We start from the raw sequence: 16,101 nt of genomic DNA on the forward strand, positions 1-16,101 counted from the left end.
ATCAACTGCTCGTCGGCAGTGAAGGTGAGGAGCCAGTATTCGGTCGGGGTGTAGATCACGTAATCGAAGGCGTGGACGACGACGGGCAGGGAAGCCCGGAAGGGCTGGTCAATCGGCTGGACGACGTAGGCGTATTCGACGATGCGCGTCTCGGCCCCGTCAACCGTGTCGGTGCGGATGTCGAGCAGGTGATAGCCCAGTAGTTCGTCGCCGTGCTTCCGCACCAGGCGGTCTACCACCGTGTCGAGTGCGGTCGGGCTTGCGGGGTCGAGCAGGAAGGACTGGCCGACGACCGCCGTCTTGTAGACCGAATCGGCGCGCGGGTTTTCGGCGGAGAGGAAGATATCTACCGACTCAAGTTCGTGGGTGAGCCAGTGCGAGGGCAGGCTGACTTTGAATTGCGAGTTGGGATCGAGAGTCGGCGTGACCTGAGAAAGGGCGGTCTCTTTGTAGAACCAGCCAATCGTCAAGGCGACGGCGACCACCAGGGCCACCAGCAGGTCGGCGCGAGTGTCCTCAGAAAGTTGGCGGGAAGGCGAAGCGGCGCTCATGTTCAGTTAGTCTCCTTGCGGGGCGGCGCTGGATTTTAGAGTCTGGGCGATGGCGCGGCGGATGAGGTAGAGCAAAGCGCCAAAGGTGACGACGGCGACGACGAGGGCAAACAGCAGGCCGCGCCAGGGCGAGACGGTGATGCCGGCCTGATTCACTTCGGCCAGGAAGTACGAGAACAGGCCGTCGAGCACGGCGGCGAGAGCCACGCCGAGCGGCATCCACCAGGCTGGCTCGCTGACGAACTTGGCTTCGCCCAGAAAGTAGCCGACCACGCCGCCGAACGCGCCGTGCGCCAGCGCAGTGACGACGATGTAAATGATGCCCGACGACAGGGCCGCGCCTCCCGAGTCTAAAATGAAATTCAAATTGATCATGGTCGCCACGCCCAGCCCGGCGGCGGTGCCGTAGACGATGCCGTCCATGCGTTCGTCGAACTCAAGCGTGGGGTAGACGGTGAAGCGGACGACGGCGTACTTGATGGCCTCCAGGGTGAAGCCGACGACGAGGATGTAGCCGACGAGGGCGCTGGTGCTGTCGAGGGCCAGCCACTCGCGCGTTTGAAAGAAGCCGTCGAGGAACCGTCGCCCGAACACGTCCGTGATCAACATTGCCAGGAAGAACACGCCTAACACAAAGTGGCGCGGCTCAGGCTCGAGCCGATCTTGTTGGTAGAAGAAGCCCAGCCAGAGCAAGGCCGGGATGAGGGCCAGCACCAGGCCGACGACGAGCAAACCGCCCCCGCTCAGGTTGACGGGCGCGACAGCGGTGAAGCCGGAGACGACGAGGGTGAAGACGACGATCAGGCCGAGGTTGATCAGGCCGGAGCGCACGAAGCCGCGATTGTCGCGGGTGGCGTGCTCGTAGTGTTCGTCGCAATAAGGCCGCCCGCCGAGCGTCTGGGTGGCGGGTCGTTCGTGGCAGACACAGCAGGTTTGAGAGGTCATGGAAGCTCTATTCCGTATTTCGTATTCCGTATTTCGTATCCTGGCGGGAGTTACGCAATACGCAATACGCGATACGCAATTATCGTTTCTGCAACTGCACGTCCAAATCCGACGGGTCAGGATCGTTGGCGACAATTTCAAAGGCGCTGTCCACGGCCAGGGTCTTGTAGCCGCTGGCGATGACCACAACGTTGTAGCTCTGGCCGCGCGCCAGTTTCTTGTCGAGCTTGAACGCGCCCTTGCGGTCGCTGACGCCTTTGGCCAGCACTTCGTCGGCAGAGAGCTTGCCGTCTTTGGTGGCCTGGGCGATTGAGGTTGGCGGCGATGGCGATGTCCTGATAGATGTACTGGAATGATTCCTGATCGGTGCCGCCGAGCCAGGCGCCCTTCTTGCCGGTGTGCGGGAAGTCGGCGGCGATGATGGGCGCGTTGAGGTTGGTCTTTTCCACCCAGGGGTCGGAGCGGGCGTTTTCAAATGCGCCGTTGGTGGTCAGCTCACTGCACCCGCTGGCGACGACGGGCGCGGGCGTGGGCTGGATGGTGGTTGACGACGAAGTGGTGGGCACGGGCGTGGGTTGGTTGGTTGTGCCGCCAGTGCCTTTGACGATGCCGGACTCGACCAGCGCGGCTTTCACTGCGTTGGCTTCGGCGCTGTTTGCGCCATACAAATCTGCCGCCGACTTTTGAATCGCGGTGGCGAAGTCCTTGAAGTCCGACTTGGGTGTGAGGTAAGTGCTCAAAGCGCGATACCAGATTTGCTCTGTCACTTCGCGGCTGGAAGTAGTGGCGGCCAGGTAGAGGACGTGGTTGGGGATGCCGCTGTTGACGTGGACGCCGCCCCAGTCGCCGTCGCGGCTGTTGGGCAGGTTGGCGTACTCGCTCATTAACGTCGGCTGGCCGAAACCGGATCGTGGCTTCTTGGGATTGTAGTCGCCGAGCGACGGGTCTTGCATGTCGCGCAACCAGGGCACGGGCAGGGGCGGCGCGGCGGAATTGTCTTCAAACAAGTGCCAGTCGTCGCGGTCAATCATCACCGCGAACACGTCGGCGAATGATTCGTTGAGCGCGCCCGATTGCGTTTCGTAGACCAGGTCAGCCGTGTACTGGACGATGGCGTGGGTGAACTCGTGGCCCATGATGTCCAGCACGTAGGCGTCGTCTTTGTTGGTGATGTAGTCGTCCTTGTCGCCGAAGACCAGCACTTGCCCGTTCCAGTACGAGTTGCCAAGTTCGGGCGAGTGGACGATGAGGTAGATCGGGCCGCCGTTGTCGTCGTACGAGTCGCGGCCAAAGGTGTTCTTCCAGTAATCGTAGACAATGCCCGCGTTTTGATACACGGCTTTTCCGGCAGGGTCGCGCGGCACCGTGCCTTCACTGGACAGCAATCGGCCTGGCAGGTTTTCTTTGAGTTGAGCGTCATACACTTCGCGATACTTGTCACTGGCAGTGAGCGGCGACTCATGCATGACGCCGCCGTTGATGGCGTCCACAAAATAGGCGGTGTTACCGCCGGGCAAGACGGTGTTGATTTTGACTTGCCACGTCAGGTACGACTTGCCGTCGTCGCTCACGTAAATCATCAAGCGGCTCGGCGCGTAGAGAGTCGGGCTGTCGCCGTAGGCGGCGGCCAGGGCTTGCGACTCGGCTTCCCCAAGGGTGACGGCTGGAACGGTGGAGAGAGTCAGATCAGGTTGGAAGTCGCCGTTGATTCCCAGCACCTGAGTCTCGCCCAGGTGCACCACCATCACCCGGCTCCAGACGGGGATGCCGTCTCTCACCTGTTGCAGGCGGACGTGGGTCTGGCCGAGCTTGTCGGCTTCGATGCGGACAAGTTCAAATTCGGCGGCGGCGTTTTGGACGCCGAACAGGTCGTGGTAGAAGTTGAGGACGTTGCGGGCGGCCAGTTCAGGGTCGGCCTGCTCGGCCTGGGAGAGGGTGTAGGGCAGGGGGCCGTCGAGCCAGTCAGGCGTGCCGGTAGACTCGTTCCACTGGACGGTTGTGTTTGGCGGCGGCTCGGCGCGGCGGCGGGTTTGCCCGTCGGGCCGCAAGAAGGGCGCGGCCAGGAGGAGGCCGACGAGCAGGCCGCTGAGTAAAAGCGCATAAGGTCGAAGCGATTTGGGCATATGACCTCTGATGTTAGGCTGGCAAGAACAACGGATCAAACGAATTTGACGGATTCGATCCGGGCAATTCTCCGGATCGGTTGTCTCAACTGCTTTGCGTGAAGTACGGCCTATTGTAGCCGGATTTTGGTTTATGCCAACTTCGTGGATTCTGGTTAGTCTCGCTAATCCGCTAGTGACTTTGTTCTTCACATTACCTTTGGTTCTGTAGGGAAGCTTCCCAGCAAGACCGGGGATAACTTAGAGCGAAGGGTTGTGGGCGGATTAGAGTGTCAAAAACTAAGGTTCTGCAGAATATCTCAGGACTGTCTTGTCATTGCTATTTCAACTCCCTGCCAAAAAACTCAATCACCCGCTCCATAAAAAGCGTGTCGCCGTCGCCGACAAACGTATGCAGCTGGCCGGGGTAGGTGAAGCACTCAACCGGCTTGCCCAGCGCCGTCAGCCGGTCGCACAGGTCGAGCGACCATTCGAGCGGCACCACGTCGTCGGCCTCGCCGTGATGAATGCTGACCGCCGCCGTCACCCGATCCAAAAAGAAGACCGGCGAGATGTTGGCAAACGCCTCGGCGGGCGTGTCCAGTTCGGCAAAGCCGCGCGCCCGGTCCGAGAAGACGTTGTAGATGCGGTCGAAGTTTTTCTGCTCGTCGCCGCTCATCGCGCCGTAAAGCACCGCCGCCCTCACGTCGCGGCTGATCGCCAGCACGCGGGTGGAGACGCCGCCGCCCATGCTGTGGCCCCACAGACCGATGGCGTTTGAGTTGGCCGCTTGCAACGGTCCCGGCTGGCCGCCCTGCGCTTTCACCAGCGCAATCAAATTCAAAACATCAACCGCGAAGCCGACCCGGAAAAGATTCTCCTCTGGAGCCGCATCATTCGATGGCGCGTAGCCGCGCAGGTTGGGGTGAATGACAAGATAGCCGCCTTGGGCTAACGAGTCGGCGTAATGCGTAGTGTAATCAAGTGTGCTGTAAACCGCTGGATCAATGTAACCGTGCAAAACAATGACGACTGGGAACGGGCCGCTTCCGTGAGGACCGTTCATGAAGCCGTAAATGGTCAGGCCGTCGCTGGGGTAGCTGACGATGGCGCGGGTGAATGTTTGGCCGACGGCTAACGTTTCGACGATTTGCAGTTCGCCGCCGCCGTAGCTTCGAGCGGCAAGATGGGCGATGGTGTAAGCGCCGTAAGGATCGGGGGTCGCTGTTGCCGTCGGAACGGGCGTCCGGGTTGGAGTCGGGGTGGCTGTTGCTGTGAATGTAGCGGTGGCGGTGAACGTCGGCGATTGTGTAGCCGCAGAGGGGCTATTCAGTTGCTCGGCAGTGGGGGTGAAGGTCGGTGTGTTGATGCAGGCCGAGAGGAACAGAGCGAGAGCGAAAACGGCGCGCATTTTAAACGCAGAAGCGAAGCATTTGGAATAAGGTTGCCACAAATTGCAAAATTATTCCGGAACGCTTCGCCTCCGAAACAGTCTGGTTTTACCAGGAACGGCGAGGCGTGCCGCCGCGTTTGTCGCGGTCGCCGCCACGATTGTCGCGCCGTCCGCCTCCTGAGAAACCGCCGCTCCCGCCCCGAGGGCCGCCACTCTTGAATCGATCTTCGCGCGGGCGGGCTTCGTTGACAGTAAGGTTGCGGCCTTTAAACTCTTTGCCGTTCATACCGGTGATGGCCGCCTGGGCCTCGGCGCTGTTGGGCATTTCCACAAAGGCAAAGCCCCGCGATTCGCCGCTGAACTTGTCCTTGATGATGGAGGCTGAGGTCACTTGCCCAAAGGCGCCAAACGCTTCGCGAAGTTCGTCCTCGGTCGCTTGTCGAGACAGATTTCCTACATAGAGATTCATGGTGTTCCTTTCGTTGCCCTCAAGCAGAGCAACAGCTAATTTGGCGACCGATCCGACTCGCCAATGCCGATTGTCCTCGCACGCGTCCAGCGCATCCTCATTGATTCAATAGGGGCCCCTTTCCTGGTTGTTATTGTACTTCAAATTAGCGCAGAGGCTAAAGCGCTATTTCCTTGTGGCTGCGATTGCCACCCAGTCGCCCATTTGCTTCCGGTCAATGTCGGTGAGGCCGGCCCGATTAAGGGCGGCTTTCACCTCACCTGCCTGCTCGGCCAAAATGCCGGAGACGATGAGAACGCCGTTTTGGGCAATCGTCTGGCCCAGGCCCTGGCCGAGAAGCCGGATGATGACCGGAGCGATGATGTTGGCGACGGTTGTATTGAATGGTTGAAGGTTGGAAAGTTGAACGTCGGCGAGAGAGCCAAGAAGAGTCTCGATGGAGGCGGCCACCCCGTTGAGTTCGGCGTTTTCCTTTGTGGCCCGGATCGATTCGTCTTCAATATCCACTGCCAGCGCCGACTTTGCGCCGAGTTTGGCGGCGGCGATGGCCAGGATGCCGGAGCCGCAACCCAAATCCAGCACCGTGTCGTCTGGGTTGAGGTGCGTTTCGAGCAGGGCCAGGCAAAGCTGGGTGGTGGGGTGCGTGCCGGTGCCGAAGGCCATGCCGGGGTCTATGAGAATGGGGATGGCGGGGGTGCTGGGTGGTTGGATGGTTGGGTGGTTCGCGTCAGCGGGTTGGGTGGTCAGGTCGTCGGCAAGCCAGGAGGGGATGACGAGAAGACGGTTGCCGACGCGAATCGGTTTGTAGCTGGCCCTCCACAGTTCGGCCCAATCGGCGTCGGCCACCGGCGTGTAAACCGGCGACGGGATGGGGCGAATCATGTTGAGGTAGAACAGGCTCTCCTCAATTTTCTGTTTGGTGTTTTCGAGGGCTTCCGGGTCGTCGGCGGGCAGGTAGGCGCGCACCCGCAGAGGGCCGACAGCGCGGCCTTCATCTTCGGCGCTGGCTTCAATGGCTGTAGACTCAATTGACACGCCCTGGTGCGCGTAAGGCGCAAGCGCGTCGGCCACCGGTTCAGCCAGTTCGGGGTCGAGGATGAGGGAGATTTCGAGCCAATGCATTCCAGTGGATGGTGGTCGGCGGATAGTGGGCAGCGCCGTTCACTGACCACTGCCCACTATCCACTGAGTTCAATCTCCAAAAAAATCGGAGAGGTTGTCGAAGAAGCTCTTCTTCTGATTGGTGGACGAGCCGGCGCCATCCAGCGTCTTGCCCAGCTCTTTGAAGAGCTTCTTCTGTTCGCTGTTGAGTGAGGCGGGAATGGCAACGTTGACGACGACGAACTGATCGCCGCGCCCGTTGCGTTGCACGTGAGGCACGCCGCGCCCGCGCATGGGGAAAACCGTGCCGGGCTGAGTGCCCGCCGGAATCTTCAGCTTCTCTTCGCCGTCAATCGTCGGCACATGCGCGTCGGCGCCAAGCACCGCCTGGGCAATGTTGACGCTATATTCGAGCCAGACGTCGTCGCCCCGCCGCCGGAAAAACGAATGCGGCTCGACGTTGATGATGACGTACAGGTTGCCGCTGGGGCCGCCGCTGGTGCCCGGCTCACCCTCGCCCGACAACCGAATTTGCGTGCCGACATCCACGCCCGCCGGAATGCTCACCTGCAGGCGGCGCTTGTTGCGCACCTGGCCCCGGCCCTTGCAAGTGTGGCAGGGCGTCGTAATCACTTCACCCGCGCCCCGGCAAGTGGGGCAGGTGGTCACGTTGACCATTGACCCCAGAAACGTCTGGCGCACCTGACGCACTTCGCCCGAACCCCGGCAAGTGGCGCAACGCGTGGGCGACGTTCCGGGTTCAGCGCCGTTGCCCGAACAGGTGGGGCAGGTCTCGGCGCGACTCACTTCGATCTCTTTTTGGACGCCATGCACGGCCTCGTCAAACGAGATCGCCAGCTCGTAACGCAAGTCTGCGCCGCGCCGGGGCCCCCGCCTTGTGCCAGAGGAACGTCCGCTAAACCCCGTGCCGAAAACCTGCTCGAAGATGTCGGCGAAATCGCCAAAGCCGCCGTATTCGGCAGACCCGGCGCCGGCGCCCTGGAACGCGGCATGGCCGAAGCGGTTGTAGGCCGCGCGCTTCTCGTCGTCCGAGAGCACGCTGTAGGCCTCGCTCACCTCTTTGAATTTTTCCTCAGCCCCGTCATCTTTGTTGACATCAGGATGATACTGCTTGGCCAGCTTGCGGTAAGCGGCCTTGATGTCGTCCTTTGATGAATCGCGGGAGAGGCCGAGGATTTCGTAGTAGTCGCGTTTAGTTGCCATCTTAATGACGAATGACAAATGACAAATTGCCATCATTTGTCATTCGTCATTTGGATTTTGTCGTTCTTACGCTTCTTTGAACTCGCCGTCCACCACGCCATCGTCGGCGGGGCCGTTGCCGCCCGGCTCGCCGCCGGGGGCTTGTTGGCCGCCCATGTTCGGGCCGCCCTGGCCGTAGGCCGCCGCGCCCAGCGTTTGCACCGCCTGATGCAGAGCGGCGGTGGCGTCGCGCAAGGCTTTGGTGTCCTCGCCATTCATCAGCCCGCGCAGGGTTTCAACCTTGCTCTGCACTTCGGCCTTGGCCGTGGCATCGGCCTTGTCGCCCAGATCGTTGATGGCGCGCTCGGCCACGTAGACCGCCGAGTCGGCGGCGTTGCGGGCCTCGATGATCTCGCGGCGGGCCTTGTCTTCCGAGGCGTGTTGCTCCGCTTCTTTCTTCATGCGTTCGATCTCGGATTTTTCGAGGCCGGATGAAGCATGAATGGTGATGTGCTGACTGCGCCCGGTGGCTTTGTCGGCGGCGCTCACTTTGAGAATGCCGTCGGCGTCAATATCGAAGGTCACTTCAATTTGCGGCACGCCGCGCGGCGCGGGCGGGATGCCGTCGAGGATGAACTTGCCAAGCGACTTGTTGTCGTCGGCCATGGGGCGCTCGCCCTGCACCACGTGAATCTCCACCGAGGTTTGCATGTCGGAAGCGGTAGAGAAGATTTGACTCTTCTTGGTGGGGATGGTGGTGTTGCGCTCGATGAGGGCGGTGGCCACTTTGCCGTAGGTTTCAATGCTCAGGGTGAGCGGCGTCACGTCGAGCAGGAGCACATCTTTCACGTCGCCGCCCAACACCCCGGCCTGAATGGCCGCGCCGACGGCCACCACTTCGTCCGGGTTCACGCCTTTGTGCGGCTCTTTGCCGAACGTCTTGCGGACGATTTCCTGCACGGCGGGCATGCGCGTCATGCCGCCCACCATCACCACTTCATGAATGTCTGCCGGCTTTAGCTTGGCGTCGTTGATGGCGTTCTGCATTGGGTTGATGGATCGCTCCACCAGGTCGCGCGTCAACTGCTCCAGCTTGGAGCGGCTGAGGCTGAGGGTGAGGTGTTTGGGGCCGCTGGCGTCGGCGGTGATGAAGGGCAGGTTGAGTTCGGTCTGCATGACCGTCGAAAGCTCAATTTTGGCTTTCTCGGCAGATTCTTTCAGGCGTTGCAGGGCCTGGCGGTCAGAGCGCAGGTCAATGCCCTGATCCTTCTTAAACTCGTCGGCGGCCCAGTCAATGATCCGCACGTCGAAATCGTCGCCGCCGAGGAAGGTATCGCCGTTGGTCGAGCGCACTTCAAACACGCCATCGCCCACCGACAGAATCGAAACGTCGAACGTGCCGCCGCCGAGATCGTAGACGGCAATGGTTTCGTCCTTCTTCTTGTCGAGGCCATAAGCCAGAGACGAGGCGGTAGGTTCGTTGATGATGCGTAGAACTTCCAGGCCGGCGATGCGGCCCGCGTCTTTGGTGGCCTGGCGCTGGGAGTCGTTGAAGTAGGCCGGGACGGTGATGACGGCCTGAGCCACCGTCTCGCCCAGGTAAGCTTCGGCATCCGCCTTGAGCTTGGCCAGGATCATGGCGCTGACTTCGGGCGGCGAGTATTCTTTGCCGCCCATATGCACGCGAATGTCGCCGTTGGGGGCGGCGGTCACTTTGTAGGGCACCAGCTTGAGAGAGCGTTGCACTTCGGGGTCGCTGAACTTGCGGCCCATGAAGCGCTTGATGGAGAAGATGGTGTTCTCGGCGTTGGTGATGGCCTGCCGCCGGGCCACTTGCCCCACTAACCGCTCGCCGGTTTTAGGGTTGATGGCGACGACGGACGGGATGAGGCGCGCGCCTTCGGAGGAAGGGATGACGACGGGTTCGCCGCCTTCCATGACGGCGACAACGGAGTTGGTGGTGCCGAGATCAATGCCAATGATTTTTGCCATGATGAGGTCTCCTGTTTCAATAACCAATAACCAATAACGAATAACCATTGGTTATTCGTTATTGGTTATTATTTTGCAACTTTCACCAGCGCCGGCCTCAGAACCCGGTCGCCGAGTTTGTAGCCCTGCCGTAAGACGGCGGTGACGTGGCCTTCCGCATGGTCGGCGGACTCTTCGTGGACGACGGCTTCGTGCAGGTTGGGGTCGAAGGGCCGGCCTTCGGCCTCGATGCGCTTGATGCCTTCGTTCTCTAGAATCGTAGTGAGCTTGCGGTGGACGAGTGTCACACCCTCGGCCCACTTTGCGCCGTCGCCGTTGGTCGGCGCATTTTTAAGCGCCAGCTCAAAGTCATCCAGCGCCGGCAGGACGCGAGCCAGCACTTCGGCGGCAATGGTTTGCCGGGAGTCGGCCTGCTCGCGCTCGATGCGCTTTTTGTAGTTGGCGAAGTCGGCGCGAGCGCGTTGCCAGCCGTCGAGGTACTCGGCGGCTTTGGCGTTCACCGCTTCCAACTCGGCCTTGAGCTGGGTTGAGTCGGTTGAGGCGGGCGCGGCCTCGGTTGCCCCTTCAGAGGCGGCCACCCCTTCTGTGTTATTAGGGGTTGGAGTTTCGTTTTCGATCACGGTCTCCATAGTTGATTAAGATTCTCCGTAAGCGTCCTGCACCAGATCAGTCATCAGGCCGGCCACGTAACGCACCGTTGAAATGGCGCGGCCATAAGCCATGCGCGTGGGACCGAGGATGCCGAGCGCGCCGGTGGCGACGTTGTTGATGCCGTAGCGGGCCAGCACCATCGAGCAGTCTTTGAGTTCTTCCCAATCGCCTTCGCCGCCGATGACGACTTGCACACTGCCGACGTTGGGGCTGAGGACTTTGGCTAGAAATTCCTGCAGGAAGGATTGTTCTTCGAGCACGCGGCGGGCGTGCAGGGCCGTTTCGGTGTTGGCAAATTCCGGTTCGGCCAACATGCGGCTCACGCCGTCGCGATAGATTTCGCCGGGAGCGGTGGAGTCGTCCCGGCCCAACAGATCGGCGGCCAGGCGGGCGATCTCGTTTTCAAAGACGGCGTAGTGCGCGCTCAGACTCCTGATTCCGTCGGCGCTCTGCCCGGCGAGTTGGGCATTGAGGCGGTGGGCAGTTTCGCTGAGTTGCTCCTGTTGAACCGGCTCGGCCAGAGTGAGCATTTGCTGTCGAATTTCGCCGCCACTGAGCACCAACACCATGAGCACTTGCCGCCCCTGAGTGGCAATGAGTTCAATGTGCTTGAAGTGCGCGCCCTGACTGCGCGGGGCCGTGATGAGGGCGGCGCTGCGGGTGTGCTGTGACAGCACCGAGGCGGCCAACCGCATCCACTGGTTGACGTCGCCGTGCGTCTGGTGAAACTGGTGGCTGATAGTGTTTTGTTCGGCGATGGGTAGTTCCACTTCGCCCAGCACTTGTTGGACGAAATAGCGATAGCCCTCTTCGGTGGGCACGCGCCCGGCGGAGGTGTGCGGCTGGCGCAGAAACCCGCTCTCGGTCAGCGCGGCCATTTCGTTGCGAATGGTAGCCGGGCTGAACGAAAGGCCATATTTTTCGCGAATGCTCTTTGAACTCACCGGGGCCGGCGAGTCCACATATTCGCGAACAATAAGAGCAAGAAGGGTTTCCTGACGCCCAGAGAGTTTCATAATAGTTCTGTCAACTTATTGGCACTCTCTCTTGCTGAGTGCTAAATCGCGACGGAAAAATAATACCACGATGAAAGTTACAGTGTCAAGAAAAACCACATGAGTAAACGGTAAGGCGGGCGCTGAGCGATTTGCCAAATCGCTCAACTCGTTGCTGGGAGCAACATTCGTGCCGGGAACAAAAAAAACCCCGGCCACTTTTGAAAGCAACCAGGGTTATCGTCAGAGTCGTCGTCAGGCCGGTTCAACCGCCGAAGCCAGCGGCACGGTGAAGTGGAAGGTGCTGCCCTTGCCCAGGTCGCTCTCGAACCAGGCCCGGCCACCACCCAACTCCACCAAAAGTTTGAAGATGTTCAAGCCAAGCCCCGTGCCTGGCGCTTCGCGAATGGCCCGATCTTCAGCGCGGAAGTATTTGCTGAAGATTTTCTTTTGATCTGCCGGTGAGATGCCGTAGCCGTTGTCCTGCACGGCGATGTGCAACACTTCCGGCGCGCCTTGAGGGTCCCAGGTGTTGGCCGACCGCTGAATGATGAGCCGGATCGTGCCCTCGGGCTGGGTGTATTTGTAGCTGTTGCTCATCAGGTTCGTCAGCACTTGCACCAGGCGCAAATGATCGCCCCACACCAGCGGCAAGTCCGGCTCCACTTCCATAATAAGCTTCTGCTCTTTGGCGTCAATTTGGCCTTGCAGGGTGCGAACGACATCGTCAATCACGGCCTGGAACGGCATGACCTTCGATTCCAGCTTCATCCGGCCAGACTCGATTCGGGCAATATCCGACAAGTCTTTGATGATGGTGATCATGCGATCCACGTTGCCCCGGATAACGCCCATGGGTTGCTGTTGGAAATCGTTGAGCGGCCCCATCGCGCCCGCCGCCATCAAGTCGGCGTAGCCTTTGATGGACGTCATCGGCTGATTAAGCTCGTGAGAGATGAAGGACACGAACTCGCTCTTGGCCTGGTTGGCGGCTCTCACTTCGTTGAACAGCCGGGCGTTGGCAACGGCGATGGCGGCGTGATCGGCCAGACGCGAGAGGAAAGAGATGTCGCCGCTGAAGGCATCGGGCTGGCGGGACTCGAGCAGAATTGCGCCGATGGTTTCTTCTTCCCGGCGGATCGGAATTGCCAGTTGCGAAACAGCTTCCGGCAAAATCCTGAGGGCGCTTTCGTCTGATTGAACATCGGCGGCCTGCGCCGCTTCGTTGGAGTTCATGATGACGGCCAGCAGGCCGGTGTTGAGCGGGAGAGGAATATCAAGATAAGGGGCGATGGCCTTGTCGTACCCTTCATGAGCCACAATCAACATTCCTTCAGCCGTGACCATGCCGGCCAGGCCGGCATCGGCGGCAGTGCGGCTCAGGGCGCGCTCGAGCACTACCGTCATGGCGCGCTTCATGTCGAGAGCGGTGTTCAGCTCACGGTCAATCTTTTGCATGGCCGATAATTCTTCGACCCGGGCTTCCAGGGCTTTGTCGGTGAGACTGAACAAGCGGGCGTTTTCGATGGAGACGGCGGCCTGACCGCCGAAAGCGGTGAGCAGGGACACGTCTTCGTCGTCGAAGGGGGAGCCGTCACGTTTATTGATGACTTCGATCACGCCAATGATGCGCTCTTTGACGCGCAAAGGAACAGCCATCACCGCCCGCGAGATGAAACCGGTTTGCTTGTCGGCTTTCTGGTACCAGCGCGGGTCGGAGGCCGTGTCGTTGACGATGACGGGCTGGCCGCTCTCAGCCGTCGAGCCAACAATGCCGCGCCCGGCTGGAACACGCAAGCCAATCAAATCAGTGGCGGCCGGCCCGACGGCCACCTTGAAGATCGAGTCGGTTGTCTCTTCGTCAATCAAGAACAGGCTTCCGGCTTCGCACCCCAAAATATCCACCGCGCTTTCCAGCACGCGCTGGAGCAGTGGCTCCAGTTCAAGCGTGGAGGTGATGGTTTGGGCCACCTGGTTGAGGGTAGCCAACTGCTTGGCGCGTTGGTCGGTTTGTTGGTAGAGCCGGGCCTTGTCAATGGCGGTAGCCGCTTGGTCGGCGATGGCCGAGAAAATTTTGAGTTGCTCTTCGGTGAAGACCCGGCCCACTTCCAGGGAGGCAACCGACATGACGCCCAGCGTCCGCGCGCTGGCGTTGAGGGGCACGCCCATCCAGGCATGGTAGGGCCGGTTGAGGGGTGGCACCCGGCGGCGGGCGCACTCGTCGAGGTAGTCGGCGGTGAGGATGGGCTGGCCGGAGCGAATGATTTCGCTGGCCAGGCCCACGCCCTGAGGCCAGGGTTGTTTTTCCTGGCTGGTCTGGCGGTCGTTGTTTTCCACAAAGAAGGCGTACGAGAGTGAGCGCGTTCGCGGCTCACTGAGGATGATGGAGAAGTTGCGAGTGTCGAGCACGCGGCTGGTCTGGGCGAAGATCAGTTCCAGCAGATCGTCAAACTTAATTGAAAAGTTGATGGCCTGCGACACCTGGCTGAGCACGTTGAGTTCCTTGACGCGCTTTTCCAGCACGGTGACGGCCTGGGCGCGTTCAACAGCCAGCGCGCTCTGATCGGCCAGCGATTCCAGAAACTCCAGGTCTTGCCGCGAGTAGGGTTCGCCGGAAAGACGGCCACCCAGAGACAGCCAGCCAATGAGGCCGTTCTTGCTGTTAAGCGAAACGAAGAGCGGCGACCCCAGCACGCCCAGCTTTCCACGATCGCGTTGAAGTGAAATGGGCAGGGGCGAGTCGGGCGCGAGATAAAGAAGGCGCTGGCTGGCCAGCGTGCGCGTCAGGGCGCTGTCCATTGTGAACCGCAGGTCGGTTTCGGGGCGGCCTTCGGCATTGTAAGCGCCATAATCAGTCTGATTGGCGTCTCGTAAAAACAAGTAGATGTGAGCCGGCCTGACAACGACATCAACTTGTTGTCGCAGTTGTTTGGCAATGAATGGCAGTTCAGCCGACTCGGTCAGGGCGCGGCTAAAGGTGTTGAGGTGTTCACGGTAAGCCCGGTTTCCCCGCAGCAGCAGAGCATCTACTTGAATTTGCAGCCACGAGCGAGCAGGGGCCAGGCCAACCACCAGAAACAGAACCAGCAAGCCGATGAGGGTGGGGGAGTTGGCTGGGACGCGAGACCCCACCAGCCAACTGACTCCGGCCACCAGCAAGCCGTAGCCCAGCGTGGTGAGCACGCCCAGCAAAATGTAAACCAGTCCCCGGCTAAGAATGATTTGGGTGTTGAGCAGGCGATAGCGCAAAATGGCCCAGGCAATGCCGAACGGGAACAAGAGCATAGGCAAAAACAGCAACGGCGTGAACGTCCAGTTGGCTTTGAAGAGTCCGGTGGCAAAGGCCCAGAAGCTGGCCGGCAAAAACGCGCCCGCCGAAAACTGGATGATGATCCGGCTTTGTTCGCGGATGGTGGGCGACTTGGCTCGCCACCAGCGATAGATGTTGTTGGCGATGAAGTACAGTGCGCCGAGGGCCATGTAAACGTAGCCCAAGACCCAAACGCCGGCGTAGTCTCGCGGGTTCGACAAGTCGTTGATTTTGGCGACGCCAATGACCACCATCACCATCGCTGGCAGGAATCCAATCCAGCGTGAGAGCGGCCACCTGGCAACATAACTCGCCTCTTGCGGAAAGACCAGAGCCAGGTTAAGCAAACTGGCGGCGGCCAGCGGAATGCAGGCTGTCCACAACGAGGCAAAAATCCGGGTGGTGTACAGGTCAAACAACCCGCCGATGATGACAGCCATGGAGGCGCAAAACAAGGCAAAGGCCCGCCCCGAGGCCTCATCGCGTCGCAGGTAAAACACCCACAGCCCGATCACCAAAAATAGAAAGCCGATGAAATATGGGATGACAAAGAAATTGACGAGACTGGAGAAGCCGAAATTGGTGAGGGTGACGTTGACGACGGTTTGGCCGTCTACTTTAAATGGGCCGAAGGCTGAATCGCCGCTGGCCCGTTCAATGACGATCTCTGCTGTGTCGCCCACCGAGTGCCCGGCCATCAACCGGTTCAACTCGGCAGTGGTTCCTACCTCAACCCCGCCCACCGAAATCAATCGATCCGGGTAAGCCGTCTGGACGCCTTCAGCTAACAAGGCCCAACCGGGGTCGCCCACGCCGTTGAAGATCAGCGTTGGCTCGACAAACCCGCCCATGTACGGCAATTGCGCCCAGGTGTAAGCCAGGAAGGGCGCGGCCACGTAGACGCCGACAACGGCCAGGAGCGAGCACAACACAATGAGACTCGCCAGGCGCTCCAGTGTCCCCCTAAATTCCAGATCAAGGTTTTTGGTAGTAGTGGGGGTGGTTTGAGTGGTAGCCATCTCGTAGACGATTGTACCCATTGCTGTGGCCGGATGCAAGGACGGCGCAGTTGCAGGTGCGTTTCAATTCAGGAACAATGCCGCCCGGCGATGACAGGCCTCTGTAACTCTTGCGGTATAATCGTTTTGTGAGTTCGGACACAAACCATTCCGACTGACGGAGTTCTATGAACACAACCCCTATTCGCGTTTTGGTAGCCAAACCCGGTCTGGATGGTCATGATCGGGGCGCTAAAGTGATTGCCCGCGCCCTGCGCGACGCCGGCATGGAAGTCACCCGGCTGGTCGTGGACATCCTGGGGGTGGAGGGTGCCTGGGTACTCTGGCCCCAACGCTATCAGCGGCCAATGATGGTCCAACTCAACACAGC

At 60.3% G+C, this 16,101-nt stretch carries 11 protein-coding genes and 1 pseudogene; 1 reads left to right on the forward strand and 11 read right to left on the reverse strand.

What is annotated here, in order from left to right; genetic code table 11:
• The 11 genes from HYZ49_14725 to HYZ49_14775 form a co-directional block, all read right to left on the reverse strand.
• Positions 1-551, reverse strand: a 551-nt coding sequence (locus HYZ49_14725; GenBank protein MBI3243535.1) for a hypothetical protein, incomplete at its 3' end; no start/stop codon positions are given.
• A 6-nt stretch (positions 552-557) separates the two neighbouring features.
• Positions 558-1,496 (reverse strand): PrsW family intramembrane metalloprotease, encoded by a 939-nt coding sequence (locus tag HYZ49_14730; protein MBI3243536.1) that lies wholly within the window; start codon positions 1,494-1,496, stop codon positions 558-560.
• Between the two features lie 137 nt (positions 1,497-1,633).
• Positions 1,634-3,619 carry a peptidase M4 family protein gene (locus HYZ49_14735; GenBank protein ID MBI3243537.1) on the reverse strand — a complete coding sequence of 662 codons (1,986 nt, stop codon included), beginning with the start codon at positions 3,617-3,619 and terminating at the stop codon, positions 1,634-1,636.
• Positions 3,620-3,938: 319 nt separating this feature from the next.
• Positions 3,939-5,009: an alpha/beta fold hydrolase gene (locus HYZ49_14740; protein MBI3243538.1), complete on the reverse strand. Its 1,071-nt coding sequence runs from the start codon at positions 5,007-5,009 to the stop codon at positions 3,939-3,941.
• Positions 5,010-5,097: 88 nt separating this feature from the next.
• On the reverse strand, positions 5,098-5,460 hold the full coding sequence (locus HYZ49_14745) for an RNA-binding protein (protein MBI3243539.1): 363 nt from the start codon (positions 5,458-5,460) through the stop codon (positions 5,098-5,100).
• A gap of 165 nt (positions 5,461-5,625) precedes the next feature.
• Positions 5,626-6,582: a 50S ribosomal protein L11 methyltransferase gene (gene prmA, locus HYZ49_14750; protein MBI3243540.1), complete on the reverse strand. Its 957-nt coding sequence runs from the start codon at positions 6,580-6,582 to the stop codon at positions 5,626-5,628.
• A 69-nt stretch (positions 6,583-6,651) separates the two neighbouring features.
• Positions 6,652-7,785 (reverse strand): molecular chaperone DnaJ, encoded by a 1,134-nt coding sequence (gene dnaJ / locus HYZ49_14755; protein MBI3243541.1) that lies wholly within the window; start codon positions 7,783-7,785, stop codon positions 6,652-6,654.
• Positions 7,786-7,851: 66 nt separating this feature from the next.
• The gene (dnaK, locus tag HYZ49_14760) at positions 7,852-9,756 is read right to left on the reverse strand and encodes a molecular chaperone DnaK (GenBank protein ID MBI3243542.1); all 1,905 of its coding nucleotides are present in this window, start codon (positions 9,754-9,756) and stop codon (positions 7,852-7,854) included.
• A 68-nt stretch (positions 9,757-9,824) separates the two neighbouring features.
• Complete coding sequence (grpE, locus tag HYZ49_14765) at positions 9,825-10,385, reverse strand: nucleotide exchange factor GrpE (protein ID MBI3243543.1); 561 nt, start codon at positions 10,383-10,385, stop codon at positions 9,825-9,827.
• A 6-nt stretch (positions 10,386-10,391) separates the two neighbouring features.
• Entirely contained in the window at positions 10,392-11,423 is a 1,032-nt protein-coding gene (gene hrcA / locus HYZ49_14770) for a heat-inducible transcription repressor HrcA (GenBank protein MBI3243544.1), read from the reverse strand.
• A gap of 234 nt (positions 11,424-11,657) precedes the next feature.
• A complete protein-coding gene (locus HYZ49_14775; protein ID MBI3243545.1) occupies positions 11,658-15,752 on the reverse strand; it encodes a GAF domain-containing protein in 4,095 nt (1,364 codons plus the stop codon).
• Positions 15,753-15,898: 146 nt separating this feature from the next.
• Here HYZ49_14775 and HYZ49_14780 point away from each other — a divergent pair.
• A pseudogene (locus HYZ49_14780) lies at positions 15,899-16,003 on the forward strand (methylmalonyl-CoA mutase).
• Positions 16,004-16,101 lie beyond the last annotated feature (98 nt).

Source organism: Chloroflexota bacterium, from assembly GCA_016197225.1.
Classification (GTDB): Bacteria; Chloroflexota; Anaerolineae; order Anaerolineales; family VGOW01; genus VGOW01.

Bases quoted from the DNA above. Each gene is read 5' to 3' on its own strand.
- HYZ49_14730 (MBI3243536.1), bottom strand. From the start codon at position 1,496: ATGACCTCTCAAACCTGCTGTGTCTGCCACGAACGACCCGCCACCCAG.
- HYZ49_14735 (MBI3243537.1), bottom strand. From the start codon at position 3,619: ATGCCCAAATCGCTTCGACCTTATGCGCTTTTACTCAGCGGCCTGCTC.
- HYZ49_14740 (MBI3243538.1), bottom strand. From the start codon at position 5,009: ATGCGCGCCGTTTTCGCTCTCGCTCTGTTCCTCTCGGCCTGCATCAAC.
- HYZ49_14745 (MBI3243539.1), bottom strand. From the start codon at position 5,460: ATGAATCTCTATGTAGGAAATCTGTCTCGACAAGCGACCGAGGACGAA.
- prmA (MBI3243540.1), bottom strand. From the start codon at position 6,582: ATGCATTGGCTCGAAATCTCCCTCATCCTCGACCCCGAACTGGCTGAA.
- dnaJ (MBI3243541.1), bottom strand. From the start codon at position 7,785: ATGGCAACTAAACGCGACTACTACGAAATCCTCGGCCTCTCCCGCGAT.
- dnaK (MBI3243542.1), bottom strand. From the start codon at position 9,756: ATGGCAAAAATCATTGGCATTGATCTCGGCACCACCAACTCCGTTGTC.
- grpE (MBI3243543.1), bottom strand. From the start codon at position 10,385: ATGGAGACCGTGATCGAAAACGAAACTCCAACCCCTAATAACACAGAA.
- hrcA (MBI3243544.1), bottom strand. From the start codon at position 11,423: ATGAAACTCTCTGGGCGTCAGGAAACCCTTCTTGCTCTTATTGTTCGC.
- HYZ49_14775 (MBI3243545.1), bottom strand. From the start codon at position 15,752: ATGGGTACAATCGTCTACGAGATGGCTACCACTCAAACCACCCCCACT.